The following is an 18374-nucleotide window of genomic DNA, read 5'->3' as shown; positions in this document are numbered from 1 at the left end:
GCTCTCCTTCCGGTGCCGTACGCACCCCGAAGTGCGTACTTCCTGATGGAGAGTAGCGGTTCCTATGGTGTGCAACATGATCACTGAAGAGAAGATGCGGGCGGTGGTCGCCCGCGGTTATGGCGGGCCCGAGGTGCTCGAGTCGGTGACGGTCGCGCTGCCGGAACCCGGCCCCGGGCAGGTGCGGATCCGTGTCGAGGCCGCGACCGTCAATCCCGTCGACCTGGTCACCCGTTCCGGCGCGCTCGTCGAAGCCGGACTGATGGCCGCCCGCGAGCACACGGGCATCGGATGGGACGCCGCGGGCGTCGTCGACCGGATCGGAGCGGGCGTGACGGCGTTCGCGCCGGGGCAGCGGGTGATCGGGCTGCGCGACCTGCTCGACGTACCGCTGGGCGCCTACGCCGAATACCTCGTCCTGGACACCACGGCAGTCGCGCCCGCGCCGGCCGGCGCCTCCGCCGCAGCCGCGGCGACGCTGCCGTTGAACGGCCTTACCGCCCTCCAGTCCCTCGACCTGCTCGACCTCGCCGCGGGCGACACCGTGCTGGTGACCGGAGCCGGCGGGGCGGTCGGCGGCTTCGCCGTCGAACTGGCGGCACGGCGCGGCCTGCGCGTCGTCGCCCAGGCCGGCGCCGCCGACGCGGAGTTCGCTCGAAGCGTCGGCGCCGAATGGCTCGTCGACCGTGACACGTCCGACCTCGCGGCCGATGTCCGGCGCCTGGTACCGGGCGGCACCGACGGCGCGCTCGACACGGCAGGACTCGGAATCCGCGCCCTGGCAGCCGTCCGCGGCAAAGGCGCCTACGCCACGGTGGTCGGCGGGTCGGCCCCGCTCCCCTTGCGCGGCATCCGGGTCCACCAGCACTGGATCAGCGCTGACGCACACGCCCTGACCGAGCTCGCCGCCATGGATCTGACTCTACGGGTCGCCGACGTCCTCCCCCTCGAGCGCGCCGCCGACGCCCACGACCGGCTCGCGGCAGGCGGGATACGCGGCCGGCTGGTACTGGATCCCACCAAAAGGGCCTGATCCGGCCCGGCCGCGCCGGACGGGACCCGAAGACCCGGCGTCAGCAGGGGCCGACCGGGGCGGGAGAGGACTCGGGATCGCTTCACACTCCGGGTGCGGGCCGCACGGTGATCCCGTTCCGCTCGAGCAGTGCCGCCGTCACGCCGTCTCCTGGCACCAGCTCCCCGGCGAACGACCCGTCGTAGACCACACCCCGTCCACACGACGGACTGCGCGGCATCAGCAGTGCCTCCGTGCAGCCTCCGTGCCGCGCCGCCGCGAGTGCGCGCCGCGCTCCGTCCACGAACTCCGCTGTCACGTCGCGCCCAGTGTCCTCGACGACCCGTGCCGTCCCGTCGAGCACGTCGTTCCCGTCGCCGCCCACCAGCTCCGCTGGCCGCCGCGGGGTCGCGAGCCCGCCCGCCACTTCTGGGCAGAAGGAGACGACTTCGCGACCCGTCACTGCCTCCGCGATCTCCGCGGACGCCTTGTGCTGCCCGTCGAACCGGCATGGGACCCCGCGCAGACACGCGCTGACCAGGATTGCTTCCATGCCGCCAGACTAGCCACAGCCACAGCCGAGGGCGCCGAGCCGTTGTGCGGCCCGGAGCGATCCCGGCTCCCCCAACCGCGCTCCCCGACCGGTCCGCCCGTGGTCACCACGACAGACCTGACCTCAACGCCCGGCCGGGGGCGTCCTGTTGGGGATCGGCAGGGTGGCCAGTGCGCGGCGGTCGGTCTTGCCGGAGGGGGTGACCGGCAGTTCGGGCAGCCGGACGAACCGGGTGGGGATCATGTGTGCGGGCAGGGTGCGGCGGGCGTGGTCGGCCAGCCGGGTGCCGAGGTCGTCACCGGGGGCGGCGGTGTAGAAGGCGGTCAGCGCCGGTTCGCCGAGCCGGGTGACCGTCCGGACGACCACCAGCTCGCGGACGGCGGGCGCGTCGCTCAGCCGGGCCTCGATCTCGCCGAGTTCGATCCGGAACCCGTTGATCTTCACCTGGTCGTCGACCCGGCCCGCGTAGCGGTACGTGCCGTTGGGCAGCAGCCGGGCCAGGTCGCCGCTGCGGTAGGAGCGCTTCGTTCCGCCGCCAGGGGCGGGGAGCTCGGGGAAGCGTTCGGCGGTGAGTTCCGGCCGGTCGAGGTAGCCGGCGGCGACGCCCGCCCCCGAGACCACGATCTCCCCGGTCTCGCCGGGCCGGATGTCCGCACCGTCCGGGCCGACGACCCGAAGTTCCCAGCCGTCCAGCGGTTCGCCCAGGTCGAGGGCGAAGTCCGGGTCGGTGGACGGGTCCGGCGCGCGGTCCAGTTCCTCGTCGGTGAGCGGGCGCGAGGTGACGAAGACGGTGGTTTCGGTGATGCCGTACGTGTTGACGAAACGTGTGGCCCGGCCGAAGACCGCCCGCCATGCCCGTACGTCCCGCACGTCGACGGACTCCCCGCCGAAGATCACGTACCGAAGCGCCGGCGGGGCGCCGCGCCCGGTCCGCGCGACGCGTGTCAGGTAGCGGAAGACCGAGGGCACCACGTTGAGGACGGTGACGCCCTCGCGGCTGAGCAGGTCCAGCGTCGCCTGCGGGGAGGCCGCGACCGCCTGCGGGACCACCACCAAGGTGGCGCCGCTCAGGAGCGCGCCCCAGATCTCCCAGACCGAGAAGTCGAACGAGTAGGAGTGGAAGAGCGTCCATACGTCGTCCGGACGCAGCTCGTAGCGGTGTGCGCAGGCCCGGATCAGTGCGATCACGTTGCGGTGGGGAACCGGCACTCCCTTGGGGAGGCCGGTGGAACCCGAGGTGTAGATCACGTACGCGGGGGTGGCGGGGTCGACCGTCGGCCGGGGCGTACGGTGCGGCTCGGGGGCCGGTTCAAGGGGTACGTCCAGCCGCAGTACCGGCGTCGCGCCCGCCTCGGCAGGGACGGGGCGGTCGGAGAGGATCAGCGACAGGCACGCGTCCCGTGCGGTGAAGCGCAATCGTTCGGCCGGGTATCCGGGGTCCAGCGGCACATAGGTGTGCCCGCTCTTGAGTACGGCGAGCATGGCGGTGACCACGTGGGCGCCGCGTTCCAGGTGCAGTCCGATCCGGGCGCCGGGTTCGGGGCAGTGTTTCCTCAGCAGTGCTGCCAGACGATCGGATCGGGCGGCGAGTCGGGCGTAGGTGACCTCGCCATGCTCGTCGCGCACCGCGATGCGGTCGGGCCCGTGCGCGGCCCGTCTGTCGAAGAGGAGGTGGATCAGCGGTTCGCCGTCGGGCCCGACGGGTTCGGTGATCTCTCGGGCGGTGCGGTGGTCGGTCATGGGCGGCCGGCCTTTCCGGGGCGGGGAACGGTGGTCACATGGCGAGTGGCGGCCGGGGGTGTTCACAGGACCAGCCGGACGCGGCGCCGGCGCAGCCAGGCGTCGAGTTGGAGCACCATCTCGGCATCCGCCCGGCCCAGCCAGCCGCCCCGGTCCAGTCGGCGCGGGTCGTCGACCACCTGCCCGGCCGCGGCCCGGTCGAGCAGTGGCAGCACGGGGGCGTCACGGTCGTGGAGCAGGTCGCGCATCCGGTCCGTCAGCGACTGCTTGTATCCGTTGTGGTACGTGATGGGGAACGGCACCTTGGGACGGTCCAGCACCGAGGCGGGCAGCAGGTCGCGGGCGATGGCCCGCAGCAGGCTCTTGTCCCGGCCGTCGAACGACTTCATCCGCCAGGGAACGTTGTACAGGTACTCGAAGAGCCGGTGGTCGGAGAAGGGGAAGCGGATCCGCAGTCCGGCCGCCGCGCCGAGCCGCTCGGAGTGGTTGACGGCCTGTTCGTAGAGCCGGGTCATGTGGAAGTGGTCGATCTCCCGGGCCCGCCGGTCGTCGGCGGGGGCGCCGGGCAGGTGCGCCACCTCCTTCCTGGCCTCCGCGTACCGCTCGGCGCAGAAGCCGATGAGGTCGACCCGGCGCAGCAGCCCCTGGTCGAACAGGCCGTTTCCGATGCCGTTCGTCAGTCCGAAGGCACGGGCGCGTTCGATCCACGGGAAGGTGCGGTGCCCGGCGTCGGCCCGTTCCTCCTCGCTGATGAGGCCGCCGAAGACGGCGTCGGCGGCCTCGCCGCTCAGCGCGGTCGGGGCGAGGCCGGCGACCCGGCGGTAGAACAGGTAGGGAGTGAGGTTCTTGTCACCGAACGGCGACGGGTGGTCCTTGGCGTCCAGTACCGCGTCGAGGATGCGCGGGTCGGTCAGTTCGGCCGGATCCACCAGGATTTCGTGATGGTCGCAGGCGAGGTGGTCCACCACAGCCTGGGCGAACGGCCGGTCCGGTACCGGCGCGGCGCTGTCGCCGAAGGAGACGGTGAAGGTCCGTGGGCCCGTGCCGGCCCATGCGGTCACCAGGCCGGTGAGGGCGCTGGAGTCCAGGCCGCCGGAGAGGAGCACGCCGGCGGGCGGGCCGCCGGGCCCGCCCCCGGCGGTGGCCTCCCGGGCGATCGCCTCGCCGAGCAGTCCGCGGGCGGTGTCGATGGTGGTGGCCAGGTCGTCGGTGTGCGGGCGTGCCGTCAGTGACCAGTAGCGGTGTTCGCGCGTCCCGTTCTCGCCCATGCGCACCAGGTGGCCCGGACGTACCTCGCGCACCCCTCGCAGTAACCCGCTGCCCGGTCTGCGCACCTGGGCGAGGAGCGCGCACAGTCCCTCGGCGTCGAGTTCCGGCTCGAGCAGCGGATGTGCGGCGAGGGTCGCCGCCTCCGAGGCGAACAACGCGCCGGTCGCCAGGGGGACGTAGCTGAGCGGTCGGATCCCGAATCGGTCCCGGCACAGCACCAGTTCCCGCGAGCGGGCGTCCCAGACCGCGAACGCGAACAGCCCGTGCAGCCGCTCGGCCACCGCGTCCCCCCACCGCAGGTAGGCGCGGAGCACCAGGTCCGCGTCGGTGGCGGGGCGCGGCCCGGGGCCGGCGAGCAGGGAGCGCAGTTCCCCGGCGTTGTCGAGGACGCCGTCGAAGACGATCACGGCGGCCGGGCGGCCGTGCTCCGTCACGGTCGCGGGCTGCGCCCCGACCGGGTCGAAGGCGTCGGCATCGTGGCGGAGCACGGCGGACGGGCCGGCCCACCGTCGTTCGCCCGCTCCGCCGCGGCTCGAGGGGAACGTCGATGCGGCGCCCTCGTGGGTCAGGTCACGGCTGCGGTCGATCCAGCCGCTGATCCCGGACATGTGCACCTCTGAATAGCTCGTACGGAAGGGGGACGCCGTGGTTCAGGACGCGACGGGCGGCGGGTCGAGCTCTTCCAGGGGGATCGTCAGCCGGTCCGGGAACGTGGTCAGCAGAGAGGCCAGGAACCGGCCGAGCCGGGTGACGTCCGCGGGGTCGAACCGGTCGCCGCGGTACGACAGCCCGGCCCGAAGGCGTGCGCCGTCCTCGACGAAGGTGACGGTGATCCCGAACTTGGTGTCGTAGCCGTAGCGTTCGTCGGAGTGCAGCGGGGTCATCTCCGCTCCGGCGAAGGACACCGGCGTCGCGGAGCGGGAGCTCATGTTGAGCATCACGTCGGCGAACGGGGTGGAGGTCGAGCCGCGTGGCGGGGCCAGCCGGGCGATGAGGTCGTCCAGGGGGGCGCGCGGGTGGTCGGCGAGGAGCAGCACCGTCTCGCGTGTGGCGGCCAGCAGATCGCCGAGGGTGTCGCCGGAACGCCGGGTGGAGCGCAGGACGGCGGTGCCCAGCCGGGGGCCCAGCAGACCGGCGAAGCCGTCGCCGGGGGAATCCGCGACCGGCACGGCGAACGTGATGTCCTCGTGTTCTGTCAGTCGGTGCAGTGCGGCGGCCAGCGCGGTGGCGGCCACCATGAACCATGAGGTCCCGCGCTCGCTTCCCACCGCGCGCAGCCGGGGCAACAGACCGTCCGGCAGTTCCAGGGCGAAAGCGCCGTCCGGCCGGCTGGGCGACGGCGGGTCCAGGGGCAGTCGGGCGGGGGCGCCGGTGAGCCGGGCGGCCCAGAAGTCCACCGACGTGGCGGCCTCGGCCCGTGCCCGGGGGTCCTCCAGGGCGGCGACGAAGTCCCGGTACTGCCTGGCCGGCGGCTCGCTCGGGAGGCCTTCGCCGGCGACCCGGTAGCCCGTGGCCAGTTCGGCCGCCAGTGTCCGCACCGACTCGCCGTCCAGCACCAGGTGGTGGGCGCAGACCAGCAGGGCCTGTCCGCCCGCGGGCAGTTCGGCCAGGGCGAAGCGGACCAGCCGTCCGCTCTCGGGGTCGAAGCGGGTACGGGCGGCTTCCCGCAGCCACGCCTCGACGGCCGCCGACGCGTCCGGTTCGGGCATCCCGGCCGGCTCCAGGAATTCGAGCACCGGATTCCATGGGTCCTGGATGCTCTGGACGAGCCTTCCGTCGTCGTCCAGGAACCGGGTCCGCAGGATCTCGTGCCGGTCCACCAGCACCGCCAGGGCCTTCTCCAGGGTGCCTGGATCGAGTCGGCCGTGGATCCGCCAGGCCAGCACGATGTTGTAGAGCGCCCGGCCGGGATCGAGGCGTTCCGCCAGCCAGATGCGTTCCTGGAAGCCGGACGCGGGGAACCGGGCGGCGCGCGGGGCCGGATCGGTCGGCGGTGCCGCGGGGGCGGGCGCGGTGCGCTCGTCCACGAGTGCGGCCAGTTCGACGAGCCTGGGGTGGTCGAAGACGTCCCGCAGGGTGATCTCCGCGCCGAGGTCCTCGCGCACCTGGGTGACGAGCATGCCCACGAGCAGGGAGTGGCCGCCGAGTTCGAAGAACGACTCCTCGGGGCCGGGTGGTTCGATGCCCAGCACCTGCCCCCACACATCGGCGAGCACGTCGAGGCAGGCAGGTGGCGTCGCCGCGGTGGCCGCCGGTCGGGTGGGTCCGCCGGTCTCCGTGGCCGGGGCGAGCGGTTCCAGGCGCGCGCCGGGCAGCCATCGGGCCCGCAGGCCGGTCCGCCAGGCGGAGCCACCCGCGGCGGACAGGGGCAGCAGGGCCGGCACCTGTCCGGGGTCGTCGTCCGGGACACCGTCGGAGGCGGCGAGGGCCACGGCTTGACCGGACAGCCACAGCCGTCCGGGAACCCCCGGCGCCGCCGGGTTGCCGTCCTGGTCCACGACGTACGCCGTCACGTCGTCGGGCAGAACTCCGTGGGTGCCGTCGTGCGCCGAGAGCAATCCTCGCCAGGGCGGCGGAAGTTCACCGGTCACCACGACCTGTGCCGGGGTTTCCTCGGTACGCCGCAGCACGGCGGCCACCTCGCCGATCGGGCGGTGCGGGGTGGCGCAGGCGTCGTCGAGCAGCGCCAGGTAGTCGTCGGCCATCGCGGTGAGCAGGGTCGGCCCCAGGGTGCCGCCCGGATCCTTCAGCAGCATGGAGAGGCCACCCTTGTCCCCGCGGAGCATGAAGGCGGTCCGGTAGTCGGCTGTGCTCTCCAGTTGCCGCAGTCGCAGGGTGCACGACGATCCGCCGGGTGCGGACAGCCGCAGCGCGCGGACGTCCACCCGCGGGTGGCGGCCGGCGTCCCACCACTGGAACACCACCTGGTGGGTGCGTGCGTGGGCGTCCGGACCGCTGAGTCCGGCGGCGCGCAGGAGGGCCGGCAGGGGCAGGTCGCCGTGGGCCGTGAGGGCCCGCATGTCGTGGTGGAGACCGGTGATCAGCGAGGCGTAGTCGTCCGTCCTGGTGACCGTGCGCAGGACCGGCAGGACATTGACGAAATAGCCCACCGCGCCTCGCGTCCCGGGCAGGCTCCGGCCGTGGAAGGGGACGGCGGTCAGCAGCCGGTCCTGTCCGCCGTAGCGGCGCAGAAGAACGAAGAAGACGCCGAACATGACCGTGAAGCGGCTGACTCCCAGCCGCTGGGCGAGTCCGGCGACCCGGTCGAGCAGTGCGCCGTCCAGCGGGCGGCCCAGCACCTGGTAGCCGGTGGGTTCCAGGGGTGCGGGCAACTCGAAGGAAGGTGGCTCGCCGCCGAGGGTCTCGCGCCAGAACCGCCGGTGCGCCTCGCCCTCCGGGCCTTCCGCCAGCGCCCGCGAGCGGTCCGCCGACGCGGCGAACGCCTCCGTGTCGTCGGGGACTCCCAGCTCCTCGCCGCGCCAGGCGCGTTCCAAGGCGTCCAGCAAGGTCAGTACTGACGCGCCGTCGCATACGAGATGGTGGATGGCGATCAGCAGCACGGTGCCCTCGGGGTGGCGGATGACGTCCGCGCGCAGCAGTGGCCCGGCGGTCAGGTCGAAGGGGTACTGCCAAGCGGCTCGCGTCGCCCGGTCGGCGCTGTCGGCGGTGGTGCGCTCGCGGACGGCGACAGGGGGCATCGCCGACCAGTCGAGGACGGGGGTGCCGTCGCCGGTGTCGCGGACCCGGCCGCGCAGGTGCGGGTAGCGCTCGGTGAGGGCGGCCAGCACGGTACGCAGCCGCTCGATGTCGAGATCGCCCTCGATGTCGAAGGCGAGGGGGATGATGTGCGTCCACTGGTCGCGGTCGAGCTGCCAGGCGACCCACATGGCCTGCTGTCCCACGGACAGCGCGACCTGCCGGCCGTCTCCGGCCTCCGGGGCCGCGCCCCCGGACTGATCGGTTGCCATGTTCTCCTCCTGCTGCGGTGGCACAGGCGCGCTGCGCCGGTGGGTGAGGCGTGGGGGCGTGTCCGGCCGCGCGGTCCGCGAGGGGGGGCCGGTCGCGGTGCGCCGGGCCGGCGGAGAGAAGCGTGCCGCCGGACCGGAGTCGGCAGGGAAGGGTTTTCCGTCACGTTCGGGAGTGGGTCGGCGAGCGGCGACTGCATTTGCTCGGCGAATCACCCCCGGCGCTGCCTGGCATTTTTCTCCGGCGCGCGGATACGGAGCACCGCGTTGGTGCGTTCACCGTGCAAGTAAACCGGTTCACGTGGCGAAGTCGGAGAGGCCGCCTTTGGATCAACGTAACTTCTCCGTAGCCATCACGCCAGACTTCTCCGCGATCTGACGCAGTCACACCCGGGCGGCAAATCCCTCTAATCCCGCATAAGATCGGTCATTTTGCCGCGCAAAACACGGCACTTGGGGGGAGTCATCCCCCCTCTGAGGTGATCTATGGGTGCAATTTTGGACGCTCGTATTCAGAGGTTGACGGATACACGGATTCGCCTATGCTCATGCCGAAACGGCCGATGGATTCACATCGGACCCCCATTCAAAAACCGTGCGCACCATGACCTGAGCGGCGGACAGCCGAATTCCCGGCGCACCGCGCGGACCTTTGCAGGTGCCCGCGCCCCCGCGAACAAATCCGAAGGAGAGTCGGCCAGATGTCTCCTGCTTTACCTTCCCTGCCCGAGGCCTTGGCCGAGCAGACGCTCCGCACCCCGGACGCGACGGCCATCCGCCACCAGGACGGCACTCTCACCTACCGCGAACTCGCCGACCACGTCACCCGCTGCGCCGCGGTCCTGCACGACCGAGGAGTGCGCCCCGGTGACGTGGTCGCCCTCCAAGCCCCCCGCGGCGCCCCCGCGGTGCTCGCCCTGCTGGGGATCCTCGCGGCCGGGGCGGCCTACCTGCCACTCGATCCGGCCGAACCCGCCGCCCGCGCATCGGGCCTGTTCGCCGACAGCGGCGTAGCGCTGGCGGTGGTCGACACGGCCGGCGGCGGCCCCCCGCCGACGGCCGGAGGCGTCACCGTGGTGCCCCTCGCCGAGCTCCTCTCGGCCCCCGCGGCCTCGGGGCCGCCGCCCGGACCCGCCGACGCGGGGCAGCCCGCCTACGTGATGTGCACCTCGGGCACCACCGGCCGCCCCAAAGCCGTCTCGGTACCCCACCACGGGGTGGTCCGCCTGGTCCGGGACCAGTGGTACGCCCGCTTCGGTCCCGACCACACGGTGCTGCTGCACTCCCCGCTCTCCTTCGACGCCTCGGTCTTCGAGATCTTCGCCGCCCTCCTCAACGGCGGTCAGCTGGTGATCGCCCCGCCCGGCCGCCTGTCACCGGCGGACCTGGGCAAGGTGCTGCACCGCTACGCGGTCACCACGCTGTACCTCACCGCGTCGCTGTTCCGGCTCGTGGTGGACGAGGAACCGGCGGCGCTCGGCGGGGTGCGTCTGCTGTTCACCGGTGGTGAGGCCGCCTCCGCGGAGCACCTGGAGCGGGTCCGCCGCCAACTGCCGGGGTGCCGGCTGGTCAACCTCTACGGCCCCACCGAGAACACGGTCTCCAGCACCATGTACCCGATCGACCCTCACTCACCGGTCCCCAGCCCCGTACCCATCGGCCGGCCGGTCGACGGCGCCGAGGTCCACATCATGGGTGAGGACGGCCGCCCGGTGCCCGACGGCGCGACGGGCGAGCTCTGGCTCGGCGGCGTCGGCCTGGCCCACGGCTACCTGGGCGCCGCCGGACGGGACGCCTCGAGGTTCGTACCGCACTTCGACGGCGTCCCCGGCCACCGCCTCTACCGCAGCGGAGACCTCGGCCACCGCCGCGCGGACGGCGACATCGTCTTCGAGGGGCGCGTCGACGATCAGATCAAGATCGAGGGGCATCGCGTCGAACCCGGCGAGATCGAACACGCCCTGCGCCGCCACCCCGCGGTCGCGGACGCCTTCGTCCACGCCCGGCGATCGCCCGGTGCCGAACAACGGCTCGTCGCCCATCTGGTCCCCCGAACCGGCGCCGCTGCCCCGCTCGACGCCCGCACGGCCCGCGAGCACCTCGCCGGACTGCTCCCCGCCTACCTGGTGCCCGGCCAGTACGTAGTGCTGGAGCGGCTGCCGCTCAAGGAGAACGGCAAGGTGGACCGCGCCCGGCTGCCGGCCCCCGAGGCTCCCCGGACGGCTCCGGAGCGCCTGTCGCCGACGGAGCATCAGGTCGCCGGGATCTGGTGCGAAGTGCTGCGGCTGGACACCGTCGGCCCGCGGGACGACTTCTTCACCCGGGGCGGCACATCGATCGGCGCCTCCCGGGTGGTGGCCAGGATCCGCGGCCGGCTGGGCGTGGAACTGCCGCTCGCCGTCATGTTCGACACCCCGACGTTGGCCGAGGTCGCCCGCGCGGTGGACGCGGCGGCGGGCCGCCCCGCACCGTCGCCGCCGCCTGCGGCGCCCCGCCCGTCGGCCGGATTCACGGTGGAACTCTCCGCCCAGCAACGCGCCCGCCTGAACGTCAACCGCGCGGCGGCCGACGGACGCACCCAGCCGGTGCTCATCGTCCACCGCCTCACCGGCCCCCTCGACGTACCCGCCCTGCGCTCGGCCCTCGACGCCCTGGTGGCACGGCACGACGTCCTCGCCACCCGCTACCCCCTCGTCGCCGAGCCGGTCGGCGTGGTCGCCCCGGCCGACGCGCGCCACTGGCCCCTGGAGGTACGCCTGCGGCCGAGGGCGCGGCATGACGCCGAGGTCGACGCCCTGCACGCCGAACAAGGCTTCGGCCGCCGTCCGTTCGACCTGGCCGACGGCCCCGTGGTCCGCGGCCTGCTGATCACCGACGGCGACCGGGACCACCTCCTCGGCCTCGCCGTCGACCACATCGCCTTCGACGAACTGTCGGCCGAACTCCTCACCACCGAGCTGGCGGCGCTGTACGGAGAAGCCCGCGGCACCGCGCCGGCCGGCCTGGGCCCGGTGACCCAGTACCAGACCTACGCCCGCATGCGGGCCGAACGCTACGCCGGCCCCGAAGGACGGGCGGCCGTGAACCGCGCCGTCGACGAACTGCGCACGAACGGGTTCCGGCCGCCGCTGCCGCTGCCCGACCACCCCGGACACGACCCGCGCGCGACCGGAGCGACCCGGACCCTGGAACGCGACCTGCCCCCGATCCCCGCCCCGGCCGCCGCCCGCCTCGCCGCCCACGGCATCACCCCCAACGGCCTCCACCTGTGCGTTCTCGCCCGGGCGGTCTCCGCCTTCGCCGAGCAGGAGCGCTTCGGCTTCCAGATCTCCCAGTCCGGCCGCCACCTGCCGGGCACCGACACCACCATCGGCTGCCTCACCGAACTCGCCTTCGTCCACTTCGAACGGACCTGGTGCGCGGACCTCGCCGAACTGTGCGAGAAGACCCGACGGCAGTTGGTACGGCTCGCCACCGACCCGCCACCGCTCGCCGCCGCACTGGCCCACTTGCGCGCGGACGGCCACCGCCAGGAGGTGGAGCGGTTACGCCACCGCCCCTACCTGCTGTTCCACCATCGCCAGGAGACTCCCGTGACCCCCTTCGCTCCCGATGTCAACCTCACCCCCTTACCGCGTCCGGCACCTCGCACGGGCGCCCGCCGGGATCCCGCCCTCACCGTGACCACCCGCTCCGGCCCCTGCGGCGGAAAGATCACCGTGGAGTACGTCGAAGCCGCCTATCCGCGGGAGTTCGTCGCCGGCCTCGCCGACGCCGCCGCCGACGCCCTGACCGACCTGACCACCTGGGCCGGCTCCCGGTGAGCCCGTCACGCACCCGCCCGGCCACGGCGCACCTGGCGCAGCGGGCCGCGCTGGCCGCCGTGCTGGGGTACACGGCCGTCGGTGCGAGCAACGTCATCCGGTCGGCCCGCTGGAAGAGTCGCGCCCGGGCCGGCTTCACCGCCCGACCGGCCGGCTCCGCCCCCGGCGCCGCCTACGTCTACCTGCTCGTACCCGCCCTGCGCGAGCAGAACGTCATCGAGGACACCCTCGCCCACCTGCGCCGCCTGGACTACCCCGCGGACCGGTTCGAGATCGTCGTGGCCGTCGACGGCAAGGAGACCGACGAGCCCACCACCGCCCGCGTGGTCGAGGAGTACGCCAAGCACCACCCCGACGGCGCCCCGATCACCGTCGTCGCCCACACCGGACCCGGTCAGCGCCGCAGCCTCCAGCTCAACGTCGCCCTCGACCACGTGCTGGAGCGCGTGGCGGAGCGGCCGCCGCGGGAGCGTGTCCTGGTCGGCGTCTACGACGCGGACTCCCGCCCCGAACGGCAGGTGCTCGCCTACCTCGACGACCACCTGCTCCGCCACCCCGAGGCGATGGCGTTCCAGCAGACCGTCACCTACCTGGACAACCACGAGGAACTGGCCGGACGCGGGCTGGTGCACGCCAACGCCGTCTACCAGAGCCTGTGGAACTACGTCTTCGAGATCCCCCGGCTGCTCGCCTCCCGGGACCGGCTCACCACCGGCCGCACCCTGCGGTTCCCGCCCTACTGCATGGGCCACGGAGAATTCTTCGACCTGCGGGCCCTGCGCCTGATCGGCGGATTCCCGCGCACCGGACCGTGCGACGGCATCCAGATCGGCTTCGCCCTGTCCCGCGCGGGCATCGCCGTCCACCCGGTGCCCTTCGACGACGCGTGCCAGTCGCCCACCTCACCGGCGACCATCGTGCGCCAGCACACCTTCTGGTACTCCGGACTCCTCCAGTTCTTCCACTGGTACACCCCGCGTCGCCTGAGCCGGGACACCGCCCTCCCCCTGCTCTGCCACACCGCGCACTCCACCAAGTGGCTGGTGCGACCGCTGGTGTTCACGCTGGCCGCGGCCGGCGCCCACCGCGCCTACGGGCGGCGCGGCCCCCTGGCGCTGACCGGACTGGTCTACGCGTACTACGAACTCGGCGCCGCGGCGCTGCGCCGTACCAGTGCCCCGGAAACCGGCGCCGCCGCGCGCCGGGTACGCGGACGGATCCCGCTCGCCGTGGCCTTCAAGTCGCTCGGCGCGGCCAACGCCGTCGGCCGGATGCTGCTGGGCAGATCGACGTTCAACAAAGTCGAGCGATAGAGAGGAAAACACGATGGACGAGACCTGGGTCTCCGACTTCCTCGCCCACGAGGAGATGGAACCGAACCGCACCGGCCACGCGGCCCTGCCGGCCGGACCGCCCGGATGGGGCGGACGCGACGCGCCGGACTCCGTCCGCGCCGAACACCGCGAGCGGCTCGGGCTCGGCTGGCTCTACTACGGCCTGGCCCGTGCCCTGGAACCGCGCACCGTACTCAGCATCGGCTCCGGACGCGGCTTCGTGCCGATCCTGCTCGCCAAGGCCCAGCGCGACCGCGGCGCGGCGCCCGTCACCTTCGTCGACCCCTCCTTCGACGACGACTTCTGGACCGACGCCGAACGGGTGCGCAAGTGGTTCGCGTCCTTCGGCGTGGAGGACCACATCGTCCACCACCTGATGACCACCGAGCGGTTCGCGACCACCGAAGCCTGTGCCCAGCTCCCCCTGGTGGACCTGCTGTTCATCGACGGCGGGCACTTCTACGAGCCGGTGGAGGCCGACTTCCGGCTGATGTCCCCCCGCCTCGCCCCCGGCGGCACGATGGTCTTCCACGACACCGTCAGCCGCAGCGCCAACCCCAAGTGGTCCGGCCCGCGCCGGCTCCTGCTGGAGATCGAGGAACGCGAACCGGGCCGCTGGCAGATGCTGGACCTGCCCTTCGGCGCCGGGGTGACGGTGGTCCGCGAACGCGCGGAGCAGTCCCTCCCCGGCTATCTCGCGGAACTGCACGAGTCGTGGCCCGACCCGGACTCCACGGAATTCTGACGGAGGCACACACCCGTGACGACAACACAGCGACACCTCCAGGAACGCATCGAGGCCCGCATCCGCGACAACCTGGTGGGCCTGGTCGACAGCAAGCAGTGGAACATCTACCGCGGGCGGTTCGTCAACGCGGTGGAGGCCCGCGCCCGGGAACTCGTGGGCGTGCCCTGTCTCACCACCAACGCGGGCACCTCCGCCATCGAGCTGGCCCTGCGCGCCCACGGCATCGGACCCGGCGACGACGTGGTGATCCCCAGCTCCACCTTCGTCGCCACCGTCCAGGCGGTCCTGCTCACCGGCGCTCGCCCCGTGCTGTGCGACGTGGACGACGCCACGTACAACCCCGAACCGGAACACGTGGCGGCGGCGCTGACCCCCGCGACCCGGGCAGTGCTCTTCGTCCACACCTTCGGCAACCCCTCCGGCGCCGCTCGGGTGGCGGCGTTCTGCGCCGAGCGGGACCTGATCCTGCTGGAGGACGCCGCCCAGGCGTTCGGCGGCCGGATCGGCGGCCGACCGGCCGGCACCCTCGGCTCCGGAGCGGCCTTCAGCTTCAACAGCTCCAAGCCCATGAGCTGTGGCGACGGTGGGATGTTCGCCACCGGCGACCTCGAGGTCCACCGACGGGCGAAAGCCATCCGGCACGCCGGACTGCGCGAGGTGCCCGACGGCCGCTTCCTGGCCCACGAGATCGGCGGCAAGTCGCTGATGACCGAGTTCCAGGCGGCCGTCCTCGAACCGCAGATGGACCTGTTCGACGAGTTGTCGCGGGTCCGTACCGGGGCCGCGATGTCGCTGCGCGAGGCGCTGCCCGAGGTGTCGCCGCACGCCCGCCTCCAGCGGGTGGACGACGACGCGGTCAGCGCCTGGCAACGGGTCGCCGTCACCCTCGACACCCCCGCCCGGGCCGAGGAGACACTCGCCCGCCACCCCTGGCTGGAGCGGTTCTACGCCGCGGCCCTGGTGGACGAGCCCGTCGTGGCCCGGCACGCCGTCTTCACCGACGACGTCGCCCACCGCTGCCGCGATCTGTGGGGACGCCTCATCGGCGTCACCCTGTGGCCGTTCCAGGACTTCGGCGATGTCGTGGCCAAGGCCCGCGAGGCGAAGGCAAGCCATGTCTGACCCGGCGGACCCGGCCGACCCGACGTGGGCCGTCGGCTCGACCCTCCTGGTCACCGGCGGCGGGGCGGGCATCGGGGCCGCGGTGTGCCGGGCCTTCGTCCGGGCGGGCGGTGAGGTGATCAGCCTCGGACGCTCCCCGGCCGAGGGCCCCGGCGTCCGCAACCACCTGGTGGACCTCGGCGACGCCGAGGCCCTCGACTCCGTACTCGCCCACCTCGCGGACACCGGCACCCCCATCCGCTATCTGGTCAACAACGCCTCGCTGCGGCGGACCCGGCCGCTGCCCGACGCCGACCGCGGGCACTGGTGCGAGACCTTCGAAGTGAACCTCTTCGCACCCATGGAGATCTGCCGGACGGTCGGCGGCCGGCTCCCGTCCGGCGGCGCCGTCGTGAACGTCACCTCCAGCGCCGCCCGCCACCTCAGCCCCGGCACCGCCGCCTACGCCGCGTCGCAGGCCGCGCTGGAGGCGGCGTCCACCGTGCTCGCCCGCGAACTCGCCGGCCGGGGCGTCCGCGTCAACACCCTCGCACCCGGCCCGACCCGGACCCCAGGGCTGAGCCGCGCGGTGCGCGGCGGACAGTCCCTGGACGAGGCACGGCTGGCCGAGCGCATCCCGCTGCGGCGACTGGGGCGGGCGGAGGAGATCGCCGCGGCCGTCATGTTCCTCCTCTCCCCGGCCGCCGGTTTCGTCACCGGACAGGTCCTGCCCGCGAACGGAGGCCTGTGATGCCCGCCATCGCCCTGCGCGCCCGCCGGGACGGCCGGCGACCGCCGCACGGCCTGGACGCGGCGGCCGGCACGGCGTTCGCGGCCGACCTGCACCACTGGCGCCGGCAGGCGGAGGAGGACTGGCGTGCGCTGTGCGGGCCGGACGAGGATTCGCCGGTCTCCCGCACCGTTCCCGGATACCTGCTGGACCGGTACGCCTTCCGCGCGTTCATGCGCGCCACCCGCGAGGTACGGATCGCCGACCGCTTCGCCCGCCCCACGGGGCCGCAGGCCGCGCGCTGGGAGGAACTGACCCGGTCACGGCTGCGCGGCGCCCCCAGCGTGGGGCTGGCGCCGGTACGGCTGACGGACCCGGTCACCGACACCCCGCTCGTGCGTGACCTGCTCGGCCGCTGGCGAGACCACCTGGCCGCGCTCGGCGTCGACCATGACCCGGCGCTCTTCCGGCCTCCCACCGGGCAGACCTGGCTGGACCTGTACCGTGCCTCCGTCCTCTACCCGTTCTACCCGCCGGCCATCCTCGGCCCGTCGTTCATGGAGCGGATCAGCGCCCGGCAACGCGACGAGATCCTCGCCACGCACGGCCCCACCGGCGTCATGAGCCTCTACACCTTCCTGCTGGAGTCGCACGAGGACACCCACCGCGCCCAGCGTGGCGAACCCCTGCTGTGCGAGTACGTGCTGGCGATCCTGTGGTGCCGGTTCCTCGACGAACACGACCAGTGGTACTGGGAGCGCAACGAGGACACCGGTGTCTCCCTCAACGTCGAGGAGCCCTACGTACGCCGCGTCCATCTGGCGGACGAGGCCCTGCGTGCCCTGTTCCGCGACACCGCGACCGGCGTCCACGAGGTGCTGGGCCCCACCGCCTACGACGAGTTGTGCCTGACAGGGTGGCTCTTCGACGCCCGGGCCATCACCTACCGCGACTATCTGGAACTCATCACCCTGCGTCTGACCGGCCACTCCCTGCACGACCGGCTGGCCGCGCTCACGACCGCGCTCGACGACCGCCTGGCGCCGCGGCCCCGGCCCGATGCCGGTGACACCGCCGGCTCCGCGGACCCCGCCGACCCAGCAGAAGGGACGCACCGTTGACCCCGACCGACCCGGCAGGGTTGCCCGGCACCGCCTACCTCTCCCTCCAGAACCCCTGCAACGCGAGCTGCCCGATGTGCCTGAGCTGGCGCGACGACAGCGCCCTGCCGATAGCGGCGGTCCGCGACACCGTGCGCGCCCTCGCCGACCAGGGCTGGCGGCGACTGATCTTCACCGGCGGGGAGTTCGTCACCTACCCGGGCTACGACTCCCTCCTCGACCTCGCCACCGACCTCGGTCTCGACCACGGCTTCATCACCAACGGAACCGCCCTCGACCCCGCCTACGACGCACTGCTGGACTCCCCCGGGCTGACCAAGGTCGTCCTCTCCCGGGACTTCGCCGACCCCGCGCGGCACGCCAAATGGCGCAAGCTGCCCGAATTCTCCGACGAGACCATCGCGGACGTCTTCGCCCGGCTGTCCGGCCGCGGTGTCTTCTGCCAGGTGAACACAGTGCTCATGCCGTCCAACGCGGACGCCCTGGTGGACTTCCCCGCCCTGCCGTTCTGGACCAGCCTCCACCTGTGGCACCTGATCCCCGTCAAGGGTCCGATGGCCAGGCGGTGGACACACGAGGCGCGCGAGCGCTTCGCGGCCACCGCGGAGGCACTGGAGCACGGACCGGGCCCGGGACCGACCCTGGTGACGCCGCTGCCGTCCGGCTTCGCCGAGCTGCCGCTCGCCGACATCCGCGGCTCACGCCCCACCGAAGCCACCGTCCAGGGGCGTTCCTGCGCGGTGGAACGTGCCCAGATCTACGTCGACGCCTCCGGCCACGTGCTGCCCTGCAACTCCATCGCCTGGGAGGAACGCAGGACGGTCGGCTTCGGCAGCCTCCACGACGACCCGGCCCACGTCATCCTCGACCGCCGCCGCCGCGCCCTGGAATCCGACCACAACAGCGAACGCCGTGGCTGTCACGCCTGCGACCCGCTCAACTTCGCCATGAACGAGAGCGCGTCCAGGGTGTGAGCG

The 18374-nt window shown here is 73.0% G+C and carries 12 protein-coding genes; 8 read left to right on the top strand and 4 right to left on the bottom strand.

Features of this window, described 5'->3' with window-relative positions; all coding sequences use genetic code 11:
• Nucleotides 1-76: 76 nt before the first annotated feature.
• A complete protein-coding gene (locus AB4K12_RS04960; protein WP_368433008.1) occupies nt 77-1033 on the top strand; it encodes an NADP-dependent oxidoreductase in 957 nt (318 codons plus the stop codon).
• An 82-nt stretch (nt 1034-1115) separates the two neighbouring features.
• On the opposite strand, the gene AB4K12_RS04955 is transcribed toward AB4K12_RS04960, so the two are convergent.
• From AB4K12_RS04955 to AB4K12_RS04940, 4 genes are all read right to left on the bottom strand, one after another.
• Complete coding sequence (locus AB4K12_RS04955) at nt 1116-1565, bottom strand: DUF523 domain-containing protein (RefSeq protein ID WP_368433007.1); 450 nt, start codon at nt 1563-1565, stop codon at nt 1116-1118.
• 123 nt (nt 1566-1688) lie between these two features.
• Nucleotides 1689-3305 (bottom strand): amino acid adenylation domain-containing protein, encoded by a 1617-nt coding sequence (locus AB4K12_RS04950; RefSeq protein WP_368433006.1) that lies wholly within the window; start codon nt 3303-3305, stop codon nt 1689-1691.
• Between the two features lie 62 nt (nt 3306-3367).
• Nucleotides 3368-5182: an asparagine synthetase B gene (locus AB4K12_RS04945; RefSeq protein ID WP_368433005.1), complete on the bottom strand. Its 1815-nt coding sequence runs from the start codon at nt 5180-5182 to the stop codon at nt 3368-3370.
• A gap of 42 nt (nt 5183-5224) precedes the next feature.
• A complete protein-coding gene (locus AB4K12_RS04940) occupies nt 5225-8542 on the bottom strand; it encodes a condensation domain-containing protein (RefSeq protein WP_368433004.1) in 3318 nt (1105 codons plus the stop codon).
• A gap of 698 nt (nt 8543-9240) precedes the next feature.
• Here AB4K12_RS04940 and AB4K12_RS04935 point away from each other — a divergent pair.
• Genes AB4K12_RS04935 through AB4K12_RS04905 form a run of 7 tightly spaced genes read left to right on the top strand, consistent with a single transcriptional unit; the run spans nt 9241 to nt 18371 of the window.
• Nucleotides 9241-12363 carry an amino acid adenylation domain-containing protein gene (locus tag AB4K12_RS04935; RefSeq protein WP_368433003.1) on the top strand — a complete coding sequence of 1041 codons (3123 nt, stop codon included), beginning with the start codon at nt 9241-9243 and terminating at the stop codon, nt 12361-12363.
• Nucleotides 12360-13676 carry a glycosyltransferase gene (locus AB4K12_RS04930; protein ID WP_368433002.1) on the top strand — a complete coding sequence of 439 codons (1317 nt, stop codon included), beginning with the start codon at nt 12360-12362 and terminating at the stop codon, nt 13674-13676. Before AB4K12_RS04935 ends, AB4K12_RS04930 begins: the two co-directional genes overlap by 4 nt.
• A 13-nt stretch (nt 13677-13689) precedes the next feature.
• Nucleotides 13690-14442, top strand: coding sequence for a class I SAM-dependent methyltransferase (locus AB4K12_RS04925; protein ID WP_368433001.1), 753 nt, complete (start codon nt 13690-13692; stop codon nt 14440-14442).
• A gap of 15 nt (nt 14443-14457) precedes the next feature.
• A complete protein-coding gene (locus AB4K12_RS04920; RefSeq protein ID WP_368433000.1) occupies nt 14458-15567 on the top strand; it encodes a DegT/DnrJ/EryC1/StrS family aminotransferase in 1110 nt (369 codons plus the stop codon).
• On the top strand, nt 15560-16297 hold the full coding sequence (locus AB4K12_RS04915) for an SDR family NAD(P)-dependent oxidoreductase (RefSeq protein WP_368432999.1): 738 nt from the start codon (nt 15560-15562) through the stop codon (nt 16295-16297). Before AB4K12_RS04920 ends, AB4K12_RS04915 begins: the two co-directional genes overlap by 8 nt.
• On the top strand, nt 16297-17397 hold the full coding sequence (locus AB4K12_RS04910; protein ID WP_368432998.1) for a hypothetical protein: 1101 nt from the start codon (nt 16297-16299) through the stop codon (nt 17395-17397). The genes AB4K12_RS04915 and AB4K12_RS04910 overlap by 1 nt, the downstream gene beginning before the upstream one ends.
• Complete coding sequence (locus AB4K12_RS04905; RefSeq protein ID WP_368432997.1) at nt 17394-18371, top strand: radical SAM protein; 978 nt, start codon at nt 17394-17396, stop codon at nt 18369-18371. The genes AB4K12_RS04910 and AB4K12_RS04905 overlap by 4 nt, the downstream gene beginning before the upstream one ends.
• Nucleotides 18372-18374: the final 3 nt, after the last annotated feature.

This window comes from Streptomyces sp. C36, assembly GCF_040932295.1.
In the GTDB taxonomy this organism is placed as follows: domain Bacteria; phylum Actinomycetota; class Actinomycetes; order Streptomycetales; family Streptomycetaceae; genus Streptomyces; species Streptomyces triculaminicus.
The sequence above is the reverse complement of the archived record's forward strand: the minus strand, read 5'-3'. Positions and strand labels throughout refer to the sequence as shown.